We start from the raw sequence: 16,007 nt of genomic DNA on the forward strand, positions 1-16,007 counted from the left end.
ACAGGGAGGTCCAGGTCCTACGGTTGACGCGCTCAGGCGAGCTGGATCAGCTTCCAGTCGACCGCCTTGCCGTCGTACGGCGGCATGATGTTGCCCTTGGCGATCGGCGCGGTGGTCGACGGCGTACCGACGACCTGCCAGACGCCACTCTCCGGGCACTTGTCGCTAGTATGCGCGATCGTCCCGATCCCACTCATCTAGAACTTCCTCTCAACTGGTGCGTGCGACATCCATCGCTACGCACGGCAGCAGCAGGTAAAGCTCTGATCACGATGTGACCGCTATCACTGACAGCGATTCATCCCCCTGGTAACTTCAGCGCCCTGCCGACCAAGCAGTAGTGAAGCCCCAGGATCAGAGCCCCCAGCTCTTGTCCTGGGGTTTGCTGTACCGAGACGTGAGCTTACATCCGACTCCTCGGTTTTGGAAAGTCTGTTCGACCGCGACTTCAAGATTCAAGCGTGATGTCGAACACCGGCTCCCTCGGCACCTGCAACCAGCCGTGATGCCTTAGCGGAATGGATCAACCGTCCAGTATCGATCTCTCTGGTTTCACTATTCATCGCGAGCATGACATCACCGCCTGATATAGCGGAAAGATTGCTCAGGCTAACCAAAGGTAAGTGGGCTTGACGGTGTTATTCGCGGTGGGCGGAATGCCATGTCATGTCGTCGTCGGAACATCCAACACCGCTCGCCCCCGAGCCGACCCGGCGAAAGCGCGTCCTCGTTGACTCAGTCCCCAGGCGATGGAGTGCCCGTCGGGTACGGCAGTCAGGAGCCCACGGGACGTCAACGTGACCAGCGCCTGCCGGACACGGCGGGTGTCGAGACCGGTGGTGGTGGAAAGTTCGGCGCTGGAGCATTGCCCGCGGGTCATCAGAGCCCCCAGTACCTTCGCTTCGGCTTCACGCATCCTGTCGCCGCCCCTCCGTCGTCGCCTGGTGGTGAGGCAACCTGCGACCGGGAGAGGACATCACCAGTCGCAGGCGCCTGGCGGGACTGTAAGAACAACGGCTCTGGCTCACTTTCGGTGGGGGCCAGGGTTATCCCAGCAAGATGCGGTGGCGCAGTAGCTGGAAGCCGGCACGGCCATACATCTGTCGTTTGATCAGCTTGGTTTTCGTGTTGACGCCCTCGATCGGACCGTTGCTGTAGGGCAGGCTCAGACCGGCGACCACCGCGGGGTTGTCTTGCTCGAGGCCACGAAGGAACGGGTCAAGTCCAAATGCGTGGTGTAACAGGGTGATCGCCGCGTGACCCTGTGTGGTCAGGCGGTCAGGGCTGCGGGATCGGTGTCCTCCTGTCCGTCGGTGGGTTCGTTGTGGTGGCGGGAGCGGGCCAGGACGTCCAGGCCGAGGTAACGGCGGCCCTCGATCCATTCGTCGTGTTGTTCGGCCAGGACCGCACCGACCAGGCGGATGATGGCGGTCCGGTCGGGGAAGATGCCGACGACGTCGGTGCGGCGGCGGATCTCTTTGTTCAACCGTTCCTGCGGGTTGTTCGACCAGATCTGCCGCCAGATCTGCTTCGGGAACGCGGTGAACGCCAGCAGGTCCGCCCGGGCGTTGTCGAGGTGGGCAGCGACTTTCGGCAGCTTCTCGGTCAGGGCGTCGAGCATCCGATCGTATTGCGCTTCAACCGATTCAGGGTCGGCTTGGTCGAACACCGAATGCAGAAGAGTGCGAACCCAAGGCCAGGAGGATTTCGGGCAGACGCTCATCAAGTTGACGGTGTAATGCGTGCGACAGCGTTGCCAGGACGCGCCCGGCAAGGTGGCGCCGATCGCGGCGACCAGCCCGGCGTGAGCATCGGAAGTCACCAGCTCGACCCCGGAAAGGCCGCGGGCGACCAGGTCACGGAAGAACGCCAGCCAGCCGGCGCCGTCTTCACCACTGGTGACCTGCAGGCCGAGGATCTCGCGGTAGCCCTCGGCGTTGACGCCGGTGGCGATCAACGCGTGGACGTTGACCACCCGCCTGTTCTCCCGCACCTTCAACACCAGCGCGTCCGCGGCGACGAACGTGTAAGGCCCTTGATCGAGCGGTCGGGTGCGGAACGCTTCGACCTGGGCATCGAGGTCGGCGGCCATGATCGATACCTGCGATTTCGACAGCCTGGTCACGCCCAACGATTCGACGAGTTTCTCCATGCGCCGGGTAGAGACACCGAGCAGGTAGCAGGTCGCCACCACCGAGGTCAGTGCTCGTTCGGCGCGTTTGCGGCGCTCGAGCAGCCAGTCCGGGAAGTAGCTGCCCGTTCGGAGTTTCGGGACCGCGACGTCGATAGTGCCGACACGGGTGTCGAAGTCGCGGTGGCGGTAGCCGTCGCGGGAGTTGGTGCGCTCAGGTGAGCGTTGCCCGTAGCCGGCGCCGCAGATCGTGTCTGCTTCGGCGTTCATGATCGTGTGGATGAACGTCGAGAGCATCTCCCGCAACAGGTCAGGGCTCGCGGTCGCCAATTGCTCGGTCAACAACGCACTCGGGTCGATAGGCTGGAGATCGGTCATCGCGTGGTCTTCTTCCTTCTAGTGACTTTGGTCGGTCTCTCGAAGGATCACGCGGTGACCACCCTGCTGTCCGGGGAATCGACAGGCAGACAACTCAGTTGCTGCTCCTACACCACGCTATTGGACGCAACCAAGGAACGGGTCCAGCTCGGTCAGCCCGGCCTCGCGGACCTGTGTCATCCACGCGTCGAGATCGACCCCGCGCCGCTCGGCCATGATCACCGCGAACTCGCCGACAAGATTGGCCAGCGCGGTCATCTCCGGACACGACGCGAGAAGCTGATCCAGATGGGAACGACACTCTGCGGGCAGATCAGCGGGCCGGCTCACGATCCACGACGTCAGCCGCCGAGGCGAGGGAGTAAGCCGTGCGCTTTCGGCGCGGCCTTGGTTGAGGTACTTGTGCAGCAGGTTCAAGCCGCCGGTGTAGCCGAGGGCCTTGATCTCGTGGAACAGGTGCAGTACCGGGACCCCGCGACGCCGCCGGAGGTGGTCACGGTAGGGGTCGACCAGGCAGGCACGATATTGCGGTGGGCGACGAAGCTGCTCGGGCTCTGCGGTGCGGGCGTAACGTTTCACCGTATTGAGCGACAACCCGAGCCGTCGGGAACAGTCGAGCAGACCGACACCCTGATCGAGAAGGTTGTGGACCGCGTGCCAGCGTTGCAGCGTGGTGGTCTCACGGACCAGGGTTTGCCGCTTCGGCCCGGCGGCGGCCCAGCAGCGGCTGTGTGCGGCGACCACCTTCTCCGCCGAGCGGACCAGTCCATGCCATAGATGCCAGCGGTCGCTGACCTGCACTGAGCTGGGCAGGGCCCGGCGGATGGCTTCGGCGTAGGTGGCTGATCCGTCGCGGACGACGGTCTCGATGCCGGGCCGGTCGCGCAGCCACGCCTCGAGGGTTTCGGTTTTCCGGTCGCCGAGGACATCGATGCGTTCGTGGGTGACCGCGTCGATCAGGATCGTGCCGTAGCGGTGGCTGCGACGCAGCGCGAAGTCGTCCACGCTCACCACACGAGGAACCGGCCGGTCAGGCAGCGGGATTCGTAGCAGCACGCGCACCGCAGTATGGCGTGACATCGGAACGGGTAGTGCGGTCAGCAGCCGGGCCGCGGCCCGCCCGGCCAACTCCCGGGTCACCGCCTGCACCTGACTGGTCAGCCGGATGGTGCGTCGCTGGTAGCGTTCGAGCACACCAGGGACCTGCTCGCGGAACGTCCGGCAGCACTGCGGTGTGGCGCAGGTGAGCCGTCGCACCCGGACCCCGACGACAACCGGCCGACCATCGATCGGCAGGTCCGCAACCCTCCGATGGTGATAGCTGTGGACCTTCACCGACCCGGCACCACACCACGGGCATCCGGCCGGGCCGGGCGCCGTCCGAGCCGACACCACAATCCGTCCACCCTCATCTGCTACGCCCTCGAGCACCAGCGGAGACAACCCCGAAAACACAAGCGCAGCAACACCACTCACCTTCAGCACAGGGGTATCGTGCCGTCACCCAGCCATGCCGCACCACCGGAAGTGAGCCAGAGCCGTTATCTTTACAGACCCGAGTCGCTCTCGCTGGGTCGACGGCCTCCGGAGTTTACGGCGGAGATTCTGCGTGCCCGTCGGTGCCCTGGTGAGCAGACGCTAATTCCCCTCGCGCGCCCAGAACTTCTGTGAACCGATCGATCACATCGTCGAGCTGGGCGCGATGTTCGCGTGCGGTGCGGCTGGCGAGTACATGGGCTGCGGTGATCGCGCGGCCGTACTCGACGTCCCGGTGCTCGATCCGTCGCCGATGCTCGGCGCGCTCGGCATCGAGTGCCTCTCGCAGCGAGATATTCTCGGTGACCAAGGCGTGGTTCACCGTTTGAAGTGAATCGCGTTCGTCTTCCACACGCGCTCGAACCAGCCGGGTAGCTTCCAAATCCGCGCGCATCCCGGTTACTTCAATTTCGGTGTCCTGGCATGCCTGCTCCCGTTCGCGTTCGGCCGCGGCGATCCGGACGGCGGCATCCGCCTCGACCTCTTGGCTCCGTTGAGATGCTTCCTCCGCCAGGGCGCGCGCTTCGCGGGCCGTGGCGAGGGCCAGTTTCTCAGTCTCGACGGCACAGGCCATGCGTTCAGCCATCTCCGACTGCGCCTGCTCGGCCGCCGCGCAGGCTTGTTCGGCGAGGGCGATCCGGTGATCGGCTCGGCGTTGAATCTCGTCGATTTCGCGAACGACGGCAGTCGGGTCCGTGAGTCGGGCGAGCAGGTCGGCGATGTCATCGCCGAGGCCGGTGAGTTCTTCGCGCAGGCGGCTGTAGCGGTCCAGCAGGTCGGCCAGAGCGTGTGCGCGGTCGGTGACCGGATGTAGGGACGGGTGCTGTACAGCGACCTCAGCACCGGCACCGGCGGAGCGCAGAAGACGTAACGCCTTCTGCGCGGTGTGGTCGGGGTTGTCGCAGTAGCGGCGAGGGGCGCCGCGCTGGCCGGGAGTGCGGGCAGGCAGTGGCGTTCCGCAGCCCGGGAACCGGCAGTGCCCCTGCGAGCGTGTGGCAGTCGCCACGGCGCTGAGCATCGGATTCCCTTTCCATCCCTTCCATTTCATTCCGGATGGGGAGGGAATGAAATGGAATGGATTCGGGTCGAGGAGGATGAGGTGCAGGTCAGGCGGTGAGTGCGAGCATTTCGGCCCGGACGCGGGGCAGGCGGCTCGCGATGACCTCAGCGGCCGACCGGCTGGCCGTACGGTCGTTGTGCCCGTAGCGACGGTCGGTGGTGGTGACCGATTCGTGCCCGGCGTCGCGGGAGACCACGAACAGCGGTACGCCGTCCTGCAACTTCCACGAGATCCCGGTGTGGCGGAGCATGTACGGGGTCAGGTGCTTCGACCGCAGCGTCGCGATCGCGGCACCGTAGCGTTCGAGGAGTTCTTCGGGATCGGCGCCGTGCCACATCGCTTTGGTTCCGAACGGGGTGAAGTCGCGGCGCGCCAGCGCCTCCAGCCGGCGCAGGGCGGGCTGCCAGGCTTTGCGGTGGAAGTAGGCGGCGGTGATCGGTGTCCCGGTGTACTTGGGAAACAGCAGCTCGTTTCCCGGCCGGGACAGATCCAGTCGTTCCACGGTCTGGAGCGGGATGTTGATGGTGCGGATTCCTCGGCTGGACTTGGGCTTGCCGAGCTTCAAGCGGCTGCCGCCGTCCTTCCATGCCTTGTTGATGCGCACCGCGCCGGTGACCGGGTTGATGTCACGGACCTGCAGGGCGCCGATCTCGCCGGGGCGGGCCATCGAGACGAGGCCGAACTCGGCCTGGGTGCGCCACCGCTGCCCGAGCAGTTGCTCGAACAACTCCCATTCGTCGTTGTCGAAGATTTCGATCTCGGTGTCGTCGTGGCGCGGCAGGCGTATGCCCGCGCACGGGTTGAACGGCAGTAGCGGTATGGGGCGCTGTTCGACGGCCGCGCGCAACGCCGCGGAGAGGAATCCGTGCTTGTTCTTGATCGTTTTCGGGGCGTTGCCCTTGTCCTGTTCGAGGTAGACGATCCAGGCGGCGTCGGTGTCCTGGGTGACGGCCTCGAGGGTGGCGTGCTCGCCGAAGAAGGGCACGATGTCGTTGGCGATGTAGCGGTGGTACTTGAGGCGGCCGTCTTCCTGGACGCCTGTGAGGCGGTCGGTGTAGCGGGTCAGCCAGTCGGCGAGCAGCATCGCGCCGGTTCCGGCGTCGCGCTTGCCTGCCAGGACGTCCAGGGCCGCGTCGAGGCCGATTCGATCGATCAGATCAGCCCACCACTGGGCCTGGGCGTAGTCGTCGAAGGATTCCGAGGACATCCGCCTGACACGGTCGAGGTCGTAGTAGTGGAAAGGAACCTGCCACCGGACGGTCCCGTCCTTGCGAGGCCGCGGGCGAGGTGTGGGCATGCGCCACTCCTGTCGTGTCGATACGGCGACACGATCAGTCTGAAAAGCGGCGGTGGTGACCGCGGTGGTGACCGCGATCCAGATCCAGGCTACCGAAGTAGCCTGTGACCTGCATCAATCCAAGTGGAGCTAAGGGGACTCGAACCCCTGACCCCCACACTGCCAGTGTGGTGCGCTACCAGCTGCGCCATAGCCCCTTGGTGGGTCTCGCTCGGTTTCCCTTGCGCCTGACAAAAGTTACACCACCGGCGTGTTGACAACCAAATCGGCTGGTCAGCGGGGTGAACAGGGGTAGATCGACGGCGCGGTCGGGCGAGCGAGAAACCGGGGTTACGGGGTGGTCAGTTCGGTGACCCACTCGGCGTTGTTGGCGTCGAGCTTGGTGTCGCCGTGGAAGAGGGAGGGGGTGGCGGCGTTGTTGTCGAGGCGGGCGTTGAGGTCGGCGAGGGCGGACTCGGCGGCCTTCTCGGCGGCGGCGACCTGGGCGCCGGTGGCGATGCAGTCGGCGGCGGTGTCGGGGGCGCCGACGGTACGGGCGAGGTCGGCGAGGGCTTCGTTGCTGTGGTCGGCCTTGCCTTCGGCGGGTTGGTCGGTGACGAACAGCTTGTCGTGGAAGCGGGAGTACAGGGAGCCGTCGCCGGTGGCGGCCACGCAGCGGATGGCGGCGATGGCGCGGGTGGAGTAGTCGCCGCTCTCGGACTTCGGGTTCAGGAAGGCGACGTAATGGTGGGCGACGGTCAGCTTGCCCTCGTCGACCTGCTGGGCGATTTCTTGGCCGTAGACGCGCTCGAGGGTGCCACAGGCGGGGCACAGGGGGTCTTCGTAGATGTCGACGACGGGCTGGGCGCCGGGGCGGCCGAGCAGGACCACGCCGTCTTCGCGCAGGGTGACCTGGGCGGCGGGGTCGTGGACCGGGCCGTAGCCCTCGTTGCGGATTTCGGCGTCGGAACTACCCCAGCGGAACACCGCGAAGATGATCAGCACGATCATGGCCAGGGCGATGCCGCCGAGGGCGAAGGTCGTGCTGTTCGACATGGGACGCGGGGTGTAATTCGGACGCTGTTGGCTCACGCGTCCTACTCTGCCTCGAGCGGGGCGGTCCGGGCCGGCTGGGTTCAGTGGGGCCGGAGCCCGCGGCGCCGCCGGGACGTGCTGTCTTCCGGCATGTGCTCGACGGCGGCGCGGTGGGCGAGCTGGTACTCGTCGTCGTCGGTCGGCACGCCGGCCGGTTCGCCGGTGTGGATGTGCTCGTCGGTGCGGCGCAGCGTCTCGGGGACAAGAAGCCAGACGACAGCGGCCACGAGCAGCAGCGAGCCGGTGGCCGACAGGCCGATGGCGAAGCCGAAGTGCTCGACGAGGATGCCCGCGACGACGGGGCCGATCACGGCGCCGAGGTCGCCTGCCATCTGGAAGCCGGCCAGCACGGGGCCGCTGCGGGCCTTGGCACCGACGACGTCGGCGAGAGCGGCCTGCTGGGTGGGGGTGAGCATGCCGGACCCGATACCCGCCACCACGGAGGCGGCCAGCAGCCACAGCAGGTCGGGGGCGAACCCCAGCCCGGCGGTGCCCACGCCGCAGACGAGCGCCCCGGCGATGAGAAACGGGCGGCGGCCGAACCGGTCGGACAATCGCCCGGCCTGGAACAGCACCAGCACATTGCCCACCGCGAACGCGGTCAGCGCCACACCGGCCATCCCCGGCGACTCGTCCAAGGTCTCCACCACGATCAACGGCACGAAGGCCATCCGCACGCCGAACACCGCCGCGCCGTTGGCGAAGTTCGACCACAGCATCGCCGGGTAGGCGGGCTCGGCGAGGCCCTGCCGGAAGGTCAGTTCCGGGGCCCGATGCCCTGTTTCCGGTGCGGCCAGCTGCGAATTGCGCAGGCTGATGTAGACGATCGCGCAGGCCACCAGCAGGGCGGTGGCGTAGATGAGGAACGGCACCCGCAGTCCGAGCCCGGCCAGCGCACCCCCGACCAGCGGACCACTGACCGAGCCGATCAGGAAGCTCGACGACCACAGGCCCGAGACCCGGCCGCGCTGATGGAACGGCGAGAGCCGGATCACCAGTGCCAGCGAGGACACGGTGAACATGGTCGAGCCGATGCCGCCGAGCGAACGCAGCACGAGCAGCTGCCAGTAGGTCTGGGAGAACGCGCACAGCCCGGTCGACACCGCGACGATGCCCAGCCCGCTCAGATAGACCCAGCGCTCCCCCAGCCGCTGCACCAGCACACCGCTGAACGGCGCGAACAGCAACCGCATCAACGCGAAGGCGCTGATGATCGCCGAAGCCGCGGTGAAGCCGACGCCGAAGCCGCGCGCGAACTGCGGCAGCACCGGCGCCACCAGGCCGTAGCCGACGGCGATCACGAAGGCGGCGCCGACCAGCACCCAGATCTCGGCGGGCAGTTTCGGGTCGGCGGAGGTCGAAGTGCTCTCGCTCGTACTACAGCCACTCACTGTGACAGAGCCTTGCTCACCATCTCCTCGGCGGCGGCCTGGACCTGCGTCAGATGCTCGGGCCCGTGGAACGACTCGGCGTAGATCTTGTATTTGTCCTCGGTGCCCGACGGGCGCGCGGCGAACCAGGCGTTCTCGGTGGTCACCTTCAGACCGCCGATCGGGGCGCCGTTGCCGGGGGCCCGGGTGAGCACCTCGGTGATCGGTTCGCCCGCGACCTCGGTTCCGGTGACCATCTCGGGCGTGAGCTGTGACAGCAATTTCTTCTGCGCCACGGTGGCGGGGGCGTCGATGCGCGCGTAGGCGGGACTGCCGTAGCGGCGTTCGAGTTCGCCGTAGCGGGCCGAGGGGGTCTGCCCGGTGACGGCCGTGATCTCGGCGGCCAGCAGGGCCAGCAGGATGCCGTCCTTGTCGGTGGTCCATACGGTGCCGTCCATGCGCAGGAAGGACGCGCCCGCGCTCTCCTCGCCGCCGAAGGCCAGGCTGCCGCTGAACAATCCGGGCACGAACCACTTGAACCCGACCGGCACCTCGTGCACCTGGCGGCCCAGCACACTCACGACCCGGTCGACCATCGACGAGGTCACCACGGTCTTGCCGATCTTGGTCAGCGCGTCCCAGCCGATCCGGTTGGCGACCAGGTATTCGATGGACACCGCGAGGAAGTGGTTGGGGTTCATCAGGCCGCCGTCGGGGGTGACGATGCCGTGGCGGTCGGCGTCGGCGTCGTTGCCGGTGGAGATGTCGTAGTCGTCCTTGATGGCCACCAGCCCGGCCATCGCGTAGCGGGAGGAGGGGTCCATGCGGATCTTGCCGTCGCTGTCGAGGGTCATGAACCGCCAGGTGGGGTCGACGAACGGGTTGACGACCTCGAGTTCGAGGTCGTAGCGCTGGCCGATCTCCTCCCAGTAGTCGACGCTCGCGCCGCCCATCGGGTCCGCGCCCAGGCGGATGCCCGCGCCGCGGATCGCGTCGAGATTCAGCACGTTGGGCAGGTCGGCGATGTAGTGGTCGAGGTAGTCGTAGCGCTCGACGTGGTTGGTGAGCGCCTGCAGCAGTGAGACCCGCTTGACCCCGTTGAGCCCACCGGCCAGCAGTTCGTTGGCGCGCTGGGCGATGGCGTCGGTGGCGCTGGTGTCGGCGGGACCACCGTGCGGGGGGTTGTATTTGAAGCCGCCGTCGCGCGGCGGGTTGTGGGAAGGGGTGACGACGATGCCGTCGGCTTGGTGTCTGGTGCCGCCGCGGTTGTGGCGGAGCACGGCATGGCTCAGCGCGGGGGTGGGCGTGTAGCGGTCGCGGGCGTCGATCATCGCGGTGACGCCGTTGCCCGCGAGCACCTCGAGCGCGGTGGTCCAGGCGGGCTCGGACAGGGCATGGGTGTCCCGTGCCAGGTAGACCGGGCCGGTGATGCCGCGGGTGGCGCGGTACTCCACGATCGCCTGCGTGACGGCGAGGATGTGGCGTTCGTTGAAGGCGGCGTCCAGGCTGGAACCGCGATGCCCGGAGGTGCCGAACACCACCCGTTGCGCCGGATCCGCCGGATCGGGCACGCGGCTGTAATAAGCGGTCACCAGGTGCGCGATGTCGTCGAGATCGCTCGCGCGCGCGGGACGCCCGGCTCGTTCGTGGGCCATGCTCGGGTCTCCCTTCCAAGTCGGCTGTGCCCGGCTGGTCATCGAGATCATGCCGCCAGCCGGCCGATCCCGGACGCGGCGGCGTACGCCGCGCCCAGACCGGCCGCCACGCTGATCACGACGTAACCCAGGGCGATGCCGTAGGCGCCGTCGGTGATCAGACGGATGGTCTCGTAGCCGAACGTGCTGAACGTCGTCAACGCGCCGCAGAAGCCGGCGCCCGCCACTGTCAGCAGCCACCCGCCCGCGTCCGCGCCGATCAAACCGCCCAGCACCGCCGAACCGACAATGTTAACGGTCAGCGTTCCCAGCGGCAGCCGGGAATCGAATCGGGTGGCGACGGCGCGGTCGACGAGATATCTGGCCGGGGCGCCGATCATGCCGCCCAGGACGACGAGCGCGACGTTCATCCGCGCACCTCGTCCATCCGCGCACCGGGCGAGAATCGCAGGCCGATCATCGTCGGGCCCCCTTCCGTCGTGCTGTCGCCGAACCTGTCAATCGGTCTCTGCTGTCACCTGTCGAGCCGTCACCCACCGAGCCGCGCCCGCACCGAGCACCACCCCCGCGAGCGCGGCGATCAACATACCCCCCAGGTACCCGAGCGCCTCGAGCACCGCACCGGATTCGAGCAGTGTACGAATCTCGACGCTGTAGGTCGAAAAGGTGGTGTAACCGCCCAGGAATCCCACCCCGAGGAAGGGCCGCAGCAGCCGATGGGAGATCCGGCCGCGCAGGAGCAGTGTCATCAGGACGCCCATGGCGAAGCAGCCGGTGACGTTCACGACGAACGTCGACCACGGCAGGTGTCCGGCGGGGGTCGGCCACCAGGCGCCGATGGAGTAGCGCAGCAGCGCGCCCAGGCCGCCACCCACCGAGATCGCCGCCAGCAGCGTCGGATCCACCGGCGGTAACCGTGGCGGTGCACTCATCCCGCGACCCTCCTCACCGAATCGGTTCGGTCATGCTATCCGGCACAGAACGGAGAGATTTCCTCCGGTTAAGCCGGCCCGTTGCTAGCATGGCGGGGTGCATCAAGTCGCGGCCCCTTCCCCACCCCGGCGTCTACGGGCGGATGCCGCACGCAATCAGCAGCGCATAGTCGCCGCCGCCAGGGAACTGTTCGCCGATCGCGGACTCGACATCACCCTCGACGACGTAGCCGAGCGCGCGGGGGTCGGCGTCGGCACCGTCTATCGCCGGTTCTCCAACAAGCGGGAGCTCATCGCCGAGGTCTTCGAGCAGAACATGTGCGATTTCGCGCAGGCGGCCGAACAGGCCGCGCGCCACGGTGATCCGTGGCTCGGACTCGTCGAGTTCTTCCAGTACGCCTGCGAGCATCTCGCCGACAACCGCGGCTTCAGCGAGGTCATACTCGACCTGGCCGAGGATCCGGAGCGATTCGTGCATCTGCGCGACCGGATCACTCCCACCATCGCCGCGATCGTCGACCGCGCCCGCCTCGCCGGCGTCCTGCAGCCGGAGATCGAGCCGTCGGACTTCCTGGCGCTCGTGCACATGGTCGATGCCGTCGCGGAGTTCGCCAAGCCGGTGAATCCCGTTGTCTGGCAACGCTATGCCGCCATCGTGCTCAACGGCGTGCGGGCGGGCGAGGTCACCCGCATCGAACTACCGGTGGGACCGCTGCGCGAAGAGGACTTCGAGCAGGCCAAGCTGCACGCCTGCACCGGCCGACGTCGATAGCCACATGTGCGCCCGCAGTAGCGGGCGTCACAGCGCCCGACTACAGTTGGACGCATGACCAAGTGGGTGAACTGGGCCGGCGATCAGCAGTGTGCCCCGGCGCGCATCGCCATGCCACGCGACCCCGGCGAAGTCGCCGAACTCCTCGTGCACGCCGCCGACAGCGGACAGAACGTCCGTGTGGCTGGCGCGGGCCATTCCTTCACCGACACCGTGCTCACCGATGGGGTCCTCGTCGACCTGTCCCGGATGAACCGCGTGCTCGAACTCGACGCACACAGCGGGCTGGTCCGGGTCGAGGCGGGCGCCACCCTGAACACCATCAGCACCGCCGCTCACGCCGCCGGGCTCGCCTTCCCGAACCTGGGCGATATCGACGTCCAGACCATCGCCGGAGCGACGGCCACCGGCACCCACGGCACCGGCGCCACGCTGCAGAACCTTTCCGCCGCACTGCATTCGCTCGAGATCGTGCGCGCCGACGGCAGCGTCATCGAGGTGAACGAAGCCGATGATCCCGAGGCCTGGCGGGCCGCCCGCGTCGGACTCGGCGCGCTCGGCGTGGTCACCGCGGTCACGCTGCGCATGGTGCCCGCGTTCGTACTCGAGGGCATCGAACGCCCCGAACCCGTCGAAGACCTGCTCGCCGACCTCGACACCCACGTGGACGGCAACGAGCACTTCGAGTTCTACATGTTCGGGCACAGCCCGCTGGCGATGACCAAGCGCAACAATCGCGTCGACCTGCCCGAACAGCCGCGCGGGGCGGTCGTCGACTGGTGCAGCGACATCCTGCTCAACAATCATCTCTTCGACGCGCTGTGCAAGCTGGGACGCAGTCAGCCGCGCACGATCCCGCTCATCCACAAGGCGGCCGCCTACGCGGGCAGTTACCGACGTCAGGTCGATCGCTCCTACCGGGTATTCGCCTCACCGCGGCTGGTGCGGTTCACCGAGATGGAATACGCGCTGCCACGAGAACATTCGGCCGAGGCGATCCGGGCGATCAAGGATCTCGCGAGCCGCTTCGACACCCCTATGCCGGTCGAGGTGCGCTGGGTCGCCCCCGACGATGCGCTGCTCTCCCCCGCGGGCGGTCGCGAGACCTGCTACATCGCCGTGCACCAGTATCGGGGCATGCCGTGGCAGCCGTTCTTCCGCGCCTGCGAGGCGGTGTTCGATTCGTTCGAGGGCCGGCCACACTGGGGCAAGCGCCATTTCCAGAGCGCTGACACGCTGCGGGAGCGCTACCCGCACTGGGAGCGGTTCCGGCGGGTGCGCGAGCGCTTCGACCCGCAGGGCCTGTTCGCCAACGACTATCTGAACCGGGTGCTCGGTCCGGTCCGACGATGACCGAACCGGCCGGCAACTCGCCCGCTCAGCCGGCGAGGATCTCGTCGACCAGACGCGGCAGAGCAGTGCCGATCGGCTCGCGGAAGATCTCGGTGGCCAGCCGATCGTAGGGCGTCGGCTCGGCGTTGACGATGATCAGCGCGGCGCCGGCGTCCACGGCCAATGAGCACATCGAGGCAGCCGGTTCGACCTGCAGCGAACTGCCGACGGCCAGGAAGATGTCGCTGGTCTGTGCCGTCAGAACCGCCCTGGTCATGGTGCGCTCGTCCATCTGCTGGCCGAACATGACGGTGGCGGCCTTGAGGACGCCCCCGCACTCGGGGCAGGGCGGGTCCGGTTCGCCCGCTCCGACCCGCGCGAGAGCCTCCTCCATCGTGCCCTCGTAAGGACATTCGACGCAGACGACCTCGAACATGTTGCCGTGGATCTCGATCACCCGCTCGGGCTTGGATCCGGCGCGCTGGTGTAGCCGGTCGATGTTCTGGGTGATGATCGTGACCGCCCGGCCCGCCCGCTCGAGCTCGACCAGCGCGCGGTGCGCGGCATTCGGCCGGGCCTGCCAGGCGGGATTGTCGCGGCGCGCCTCCCAGGACCGCACCCGCAGATCGGGATCGGACAGATAGGCGTCATAGGTGGACAGCAACTCCGCGATCGGGTTCTTCGTCCACACTCCGCTGGGGCCACGGAAATCGGGAATACCGGAGTCGGTGGAGATTCCCGCGCCGGTGAGCACGCCGATGCGGCCCCGGCGCGCACGCCAGTCGGTCGTCATGCGGCCAGCCTAGGCGGGCCGGGAAGAAGTTGCATCGGGCAACGATCTCTCTAGGCGGAAGAATGAGAGATTGCTATGCTAATTATCTCATCGTTCTGATTTCGGTCGATCAAAGGAGATCGTGATGACCGCGTCCGCCGCAGTCGAGAAGAGCCCCGCGCCGAAGCTGCCGCCCCGGCGGCCGTTCCATCCCGGCACCCGCATGTGGGATGAGACCGGCCTGATCACCTTCTCCCTGACCGCAGGCTCGGCCTTCCTGCTGCAGACCATGGAGCCGACCATCTCGGCCGTCGTCGACGAGCACTCGACCTTCCGCACCGACCCGATGGGCCGCGCCCTGCGCAGCCTGTCGTCGGTCATGATGTGGGTCTACGCGGGCGAGGAGGGCATCGCCGAGGCAGACCGGCTACGCAGCATGCACGCCTCGCTCAACACCGTCGACGCCTCCGGCTTCAAGCACCAGGCTCTCAACTCCTTCTCCTGGGCCTGGGTGCTGCACACCGGCACCTACGCCTTCACCAAGAACGCCAAGTACTTCAGCAAGCGTCCGATGACCGATGCCGAGAAGCAGGAGTACTACGAGGAGGGGCTGCAGCTGATGCGCAACTTCTCGGTGGCGCCCAAGGAGATCCCCGCCGACTACGCCGCCTTCGAGAAGTTCTTCGAGGACGTGGTCGAGAACCACCTGCAGGCCACCGACACCGCGCGGGATTACCTGCGCACCATCCGCTCGATCGCTGCGCCCAAGCCGCTGCCGAAGGTCCTGCGCCCGGCGTGGAAAGTCGCCTCCGCGCCGCTGGGCCGGATGCAGTACTTCTGCACCGTCGGCACCACCCCCGAGGTCGCCCGCCGCAAGCTGGGGCTGGAGTGGACCGCCGCCGACGAGCGCAAGCTCGTCATCCTCGGCTGGTTCCTGGCCCGCCTCGTGCCGCTGCTGCCCGAGCGGCTGCGCTACTTCCCGATCGCCTACGAAGCGCGCAAGGTGGAACGCGACCGGGCACGGCTGCGCAAGGTCATCCGGACTCGCCCCATCTGATCGTCGGCCTCGCCGAGGCCGGCGCGAAGACCGCCGCGACAACGACGTCGCGGCGGTCTTCGTCTGTCGCGGGCCTGCCTCGCGCGATGGCGCGAAATGCGGGTGCGTCGGCGTGTATCCCGTACGCTACGACAGCGTTTCGGCTCCGCGGCGCGCCGTGGGAGTCGTGCACCACCGCTGGACCGCTCCACCCCGAAAGGCATACCGATGGCTCACAAACCCAGTGTGCTGTTCGTCTGCGTGCACAACGCGGCCCGCTCGCAGATGGCAGCCGGGTTTCTGGACGCGCTGGCCGGTGACCGCTTGGAGGCCCGCTCGGCCGGTGTCGACCCGGCCGACACACTCGACCCGACCGTCGTGGCCGTCATGGCCGAGGTCGGCATCGACCTGTCCGCGCACACCCCGCGCAGGCTCACCGACGAAGCGGTCGGCATCTCCGATGTGGTCGTCACCATCGGCGGCTGCGGCGACGCGTGCCCGTACTTTCCCGGCATCAGCTATCGCGACTGGAACCTGCCCGACCCGCAGGGCGAGTCCATCGAGGTCGTTCGCGGCATCCGCGACCACATCCGCATTCTGGGGGAGAACCTCATCGGCGAACTGCTCCCCTCCAGCGCGCTCTGACCTGTCGCTCCCCTCGG

Annotated in this window: 14 protein-coding genes, 1 tRNA gene and 2 pseudogenes; 4 read left to right on the top strand and 13 right to left on the bottom strand. The window is 67.4% G+C overall.

What is annotated here, in order from left to right; translation table 11 throughout:
* Nucleotides 1-32 precede the first annotated feature (32 nt).
* The 12 genes and pseudogenes from ON26_RS33915 to crcB all read right to left on the bottom strand — a co-directional run bounded on the left by ON26_RS33915 (nucleotide 33) and on the right by crcB (nucleotide 11,433).
* A complete protein-coding gene (locus ON26_RS33915; protein WP_169333752.1) occupies nucleotides 33-197 on the bottom strand; it encodes a hypothetical protein in 165 nt (54 codons plus the stop codon).
* Nucleotides 198-1,046: 849 nt separating this feature from the next.
* Nucleotides 1,047-1,223, bottom strand: a pseudogene (locus ON26_RS33520) (transposase); the annotation flags it as partial.
* 47 nt (nucleotides 1,224-1,270) lie between these two features.
* Nucleotides 1,271-2,509: an IS256 family transposase gene (locus ON26_RS20300; RefSeq protein ID WP_040797781.1), complete on the bottom strand. Its 1,239-nt coding sequence runs from the start codon at nucleotides 2,507-2,509 to the stop codon at nucleotides 1,271-1,273.
* Nucleotides 2,510-2,644: 135 nt separating this feature from the next.
* A pseudogene (locus tag ON26_RS20305) lies at nucleotides 2,645-3,994 on the bottom strand (ISL3 family transposase); the annotation flags it as partial.
* 106 nt (nucleotides 3,995-4,100) lie between these two features.
* A complete protein-coding gene (locus ON26_RS33525; RefSeq protein ID WP_157171959.1) occupies nucleotides 4,101-5,063 on the bottom strand; it encodes a hypothetical protein in 963 nt (320 codons plus the stop codon).
* 88 nt (nucleotides 5,064-5,151) lie between these two features.
* A complete protein-coding gene (locus ON26_RS20320) occupies nucleotides 5,152-6,402 on the bottom strand; it encodes a tyrosine-type recombinase/integrase (RefSeq protein ID WP_083884237.1) in 1,251 nt (416 codons plus the stop codon).
* A gap of 124 nt (nucleotides 6,403-6,526) precedes the next feature.
* A tRNA-Ala gene (locus tag ON26_RS20330) sits at nucleotides 6,527-6,599 on the bottom strand.
* A 133-nt stretch (nucleotides 6,600-6,732) separates the two neighbouring features.
* Complete coding sequence (locus ON26_RS20335; protein WP_040797785.1) at nucleotides 6,733-7,473, bottom strand: DsbA family protein; 741 nt, start codon at nucleotides 7,471-7,473, stop codon at nucleotides 6,733-6,735.
* Nucleotides 7,474-7,517: 44 nt separating this feature from the next.
* A complete protein-coding gene (locus ON26_RS20340) occupies nucleotides 7,518-8,867 on the bottom strand; it encodes an MFS transporter (protein WP_040797786.1) in 1,350 nt (449 codons plus the stop codon).
* Entirely contained in the window at nucleotides 8,864-10,501 is a 1,638-nt protein-coding gene (gene pgm, locus ON26_RS20345) for a phosphoglucomutase (alpha-D-glucose-1,6-bisphosphate-dependent) (RefSeq protein ID WP_040797787.1), read from the bottom strand. Before pgm ends, ON26_RS20340 begins: the two co-directional genes overlap by 4 nt.
* Before the next feature lie 47 nt (nucleotides 10,502-10,548).
* Entirely contained in the window at nucleotides 10,549-10,911 is a 363-nt protein-coding gene (locus ON26_RS20350) for a fluoride efflux transporter FluC (RefSeq protein ID WP_040797788.1), read from the bottom strand.
* A gap of 87 nt (nucleotides 10,912-10,998) precedes the next feature.
* Nucleotides 10,999-11,433 (bottom strand): fluoride efflux transporter CrcB, encoded by a 435-nt coding sequence (crcB, locus tag ON26_RS20355; RefSeq protein WP_040797789.1) that lies wholly within the window; start codon nucleotides 11,431-11,433, stop codon nucleotides 10,999-11,001.
* A gap of 97 nt (nucleotides 11,434-11,530) precedes the next feature.
* Here crcB and ON26_RS20360 point away from each other — a divergent pair, with 97 nt between their 5' ends.
* Together ON26_RS20360 and ON26_RS20365 are read left to right on the top strand one after the other, a co-directional pair.
* Entirely contained in the window at nucleotides 11,531-12,205 is a 675-nt protein-coding gene (locus ON26_RS20360) for a TetR/AcrR family transcriptional regulator (RefSeq protein ID WP_040797790.1), read from the top strand.
* Between the two features lie 54 nt (nucleotides 12,206-12,259).
* Nucleotides 12,260-13,558, top strand: a complete 1,299-nt coding sequence (locus tag ON26_RS20365; RefSeq protein WP_040797791.1) for a D-arabinono-1,4-lactone oxidase — start codon at nucleotides 12,260-12,262, stop codon at nucleotides 13,556-13,558.
* Nucleotides 13,559-13,583: 25 nt separating this feature from the next.
* Here the strand turns inward: ON26_RS20365 and ON26_RS20370 are convergent, their stop codons facing one another.
* Nucleotides 13,584-14,330 carry an SIR2 family NAD-dependent protein deacylase gene (locus tag ON26_RS20370; RefSeq protein ID WP_040797792.1) on the bottom strand — a complete coding sequence of 249 codons (747 nt, stop codon included), beginning with the start codon at nucleotides 14,328-14,330 and terminating at the stop codon, nucleotides 13,584-13,586.
* Between the two features lie 124 nt (nucleotides 14,331-14,454).
* Between ON26_RS20370 and ON26_RS20375 the strand changes: the two genes are divergently transcribed.
* Both ON26_RS20375 and ON26_RS20380 read left to right on the top strand, forming a co-directional pair.
* Nucleotides 14,455-15,366: an oxygenase MpaB family protein gene (locus ON26_RS20375; protein ID WP_051027287.1), complete on the top strand. Its 912-nt coding sequence runs from the start codon at nucleotides 14,455-14,457 to the stop codon at nucleotides 15,364-15,366.
* Nucleotides 15,367-15,573: 207 nt separating this feature from the next.
* Nucleotides 15,574-15,990 (top strand): arsenate reductase ArsC, encoded by a 417-nt coding sequence (locus ON26_RS20380; RefSeq protein ID WP_040797793.1) that lies wholly within the window; start codon nucleotides 15,574-15,576, stop codon nucleotides 15,988-15,990.
* The last annotated feature ends 17 nt before the right edge of the window (nucleotides 15,991-16,007 follow it).

This window comes from Nocardia higoensis NBRC 100133 (assembly GCF_000308595.1).
GTDB classification, from domain to species: Bacteria; Actinomycetota; Actinomycetes; order Mycobacteriales; family Mycobacteriaceae; genus Nocardia; species Nocardia higoensis.

Coding starts and splice junctions, on each gene's coding strand:
- ON26_RS33915 (WP_169333752.1), bottom strand. CDS start 197: ATGAGTGGGATCGGGACGATCGCGCATACTAGCGACAAGTGCCCGGAG.
- ON26_RS20300 (WP_040797781.1), bottom strand. CDS start 2,509: ATGACCGATCTCCAGCCTATCGACCCGAGTGCGTTGTTGACCGAGCAA.
- ON26_RS33525 (WP_157171959.1), bottom strand. CDS start 5,063: ATGCTCAGCGCCGTGGCGACTGCCACACGCTCGCAGGGGCACTGCCGG.
- ON26_RS20320 (WP_083884237.1), bottom strand. CDS start 6,402: ATGCCCACACCTCGCCCGCGGCCTCGCAAGGACGGGACCGTCCGGTGG.
- pgm (WP_040797787.1), bottom strand. CDS start 10,501: ATGGCCCACGAACGAGCCGGGCGTCCCGCGCGCGCGAGCGATCTCGAC.
- ON26_RS20350 (WP_040797788.1), bottom strand. CDS start 10,911: ATGAACGTCGCGCTCGTCGTCCTGGGCGGCATGATCGGCGCCCCGGCC.
- crcB (WP_040797789.1), bottom strand. CDS start 11,433: ATGAGTGCACCGCCACGGTTACCGCCGGTGGATCCGACGCTGCTGGCG.
- ON26_RS20365 (WP_040797791.1), top strand. CDS start 12,260: ATGACCAAGTGGGTGAACTGGGCCGGCGATCAGCAGTGTGCCCCGGCG.
- ON26_RS20370 (WP_040797792.1), bottom strand. CDS start 14,330: ATGACGACCGACTGGCGTGCGCGCCGGGGCCGCATCGGCGTGCTCACC.
- ON26_RS20375 (WP_051027287.1), top strand. CDS start 14,455: ATGACCGCGTCCGCCGCAGTCGAGAAGAGCCCCGCGCCGAAGCTGCCG.
- ON26_RS20380 (WP_040797793.1), top strand. CDS start 15,574: ATGGCTCACAAACCCAGTGTGCTGTTCGTCTGCGTGCACAACGCGGCC.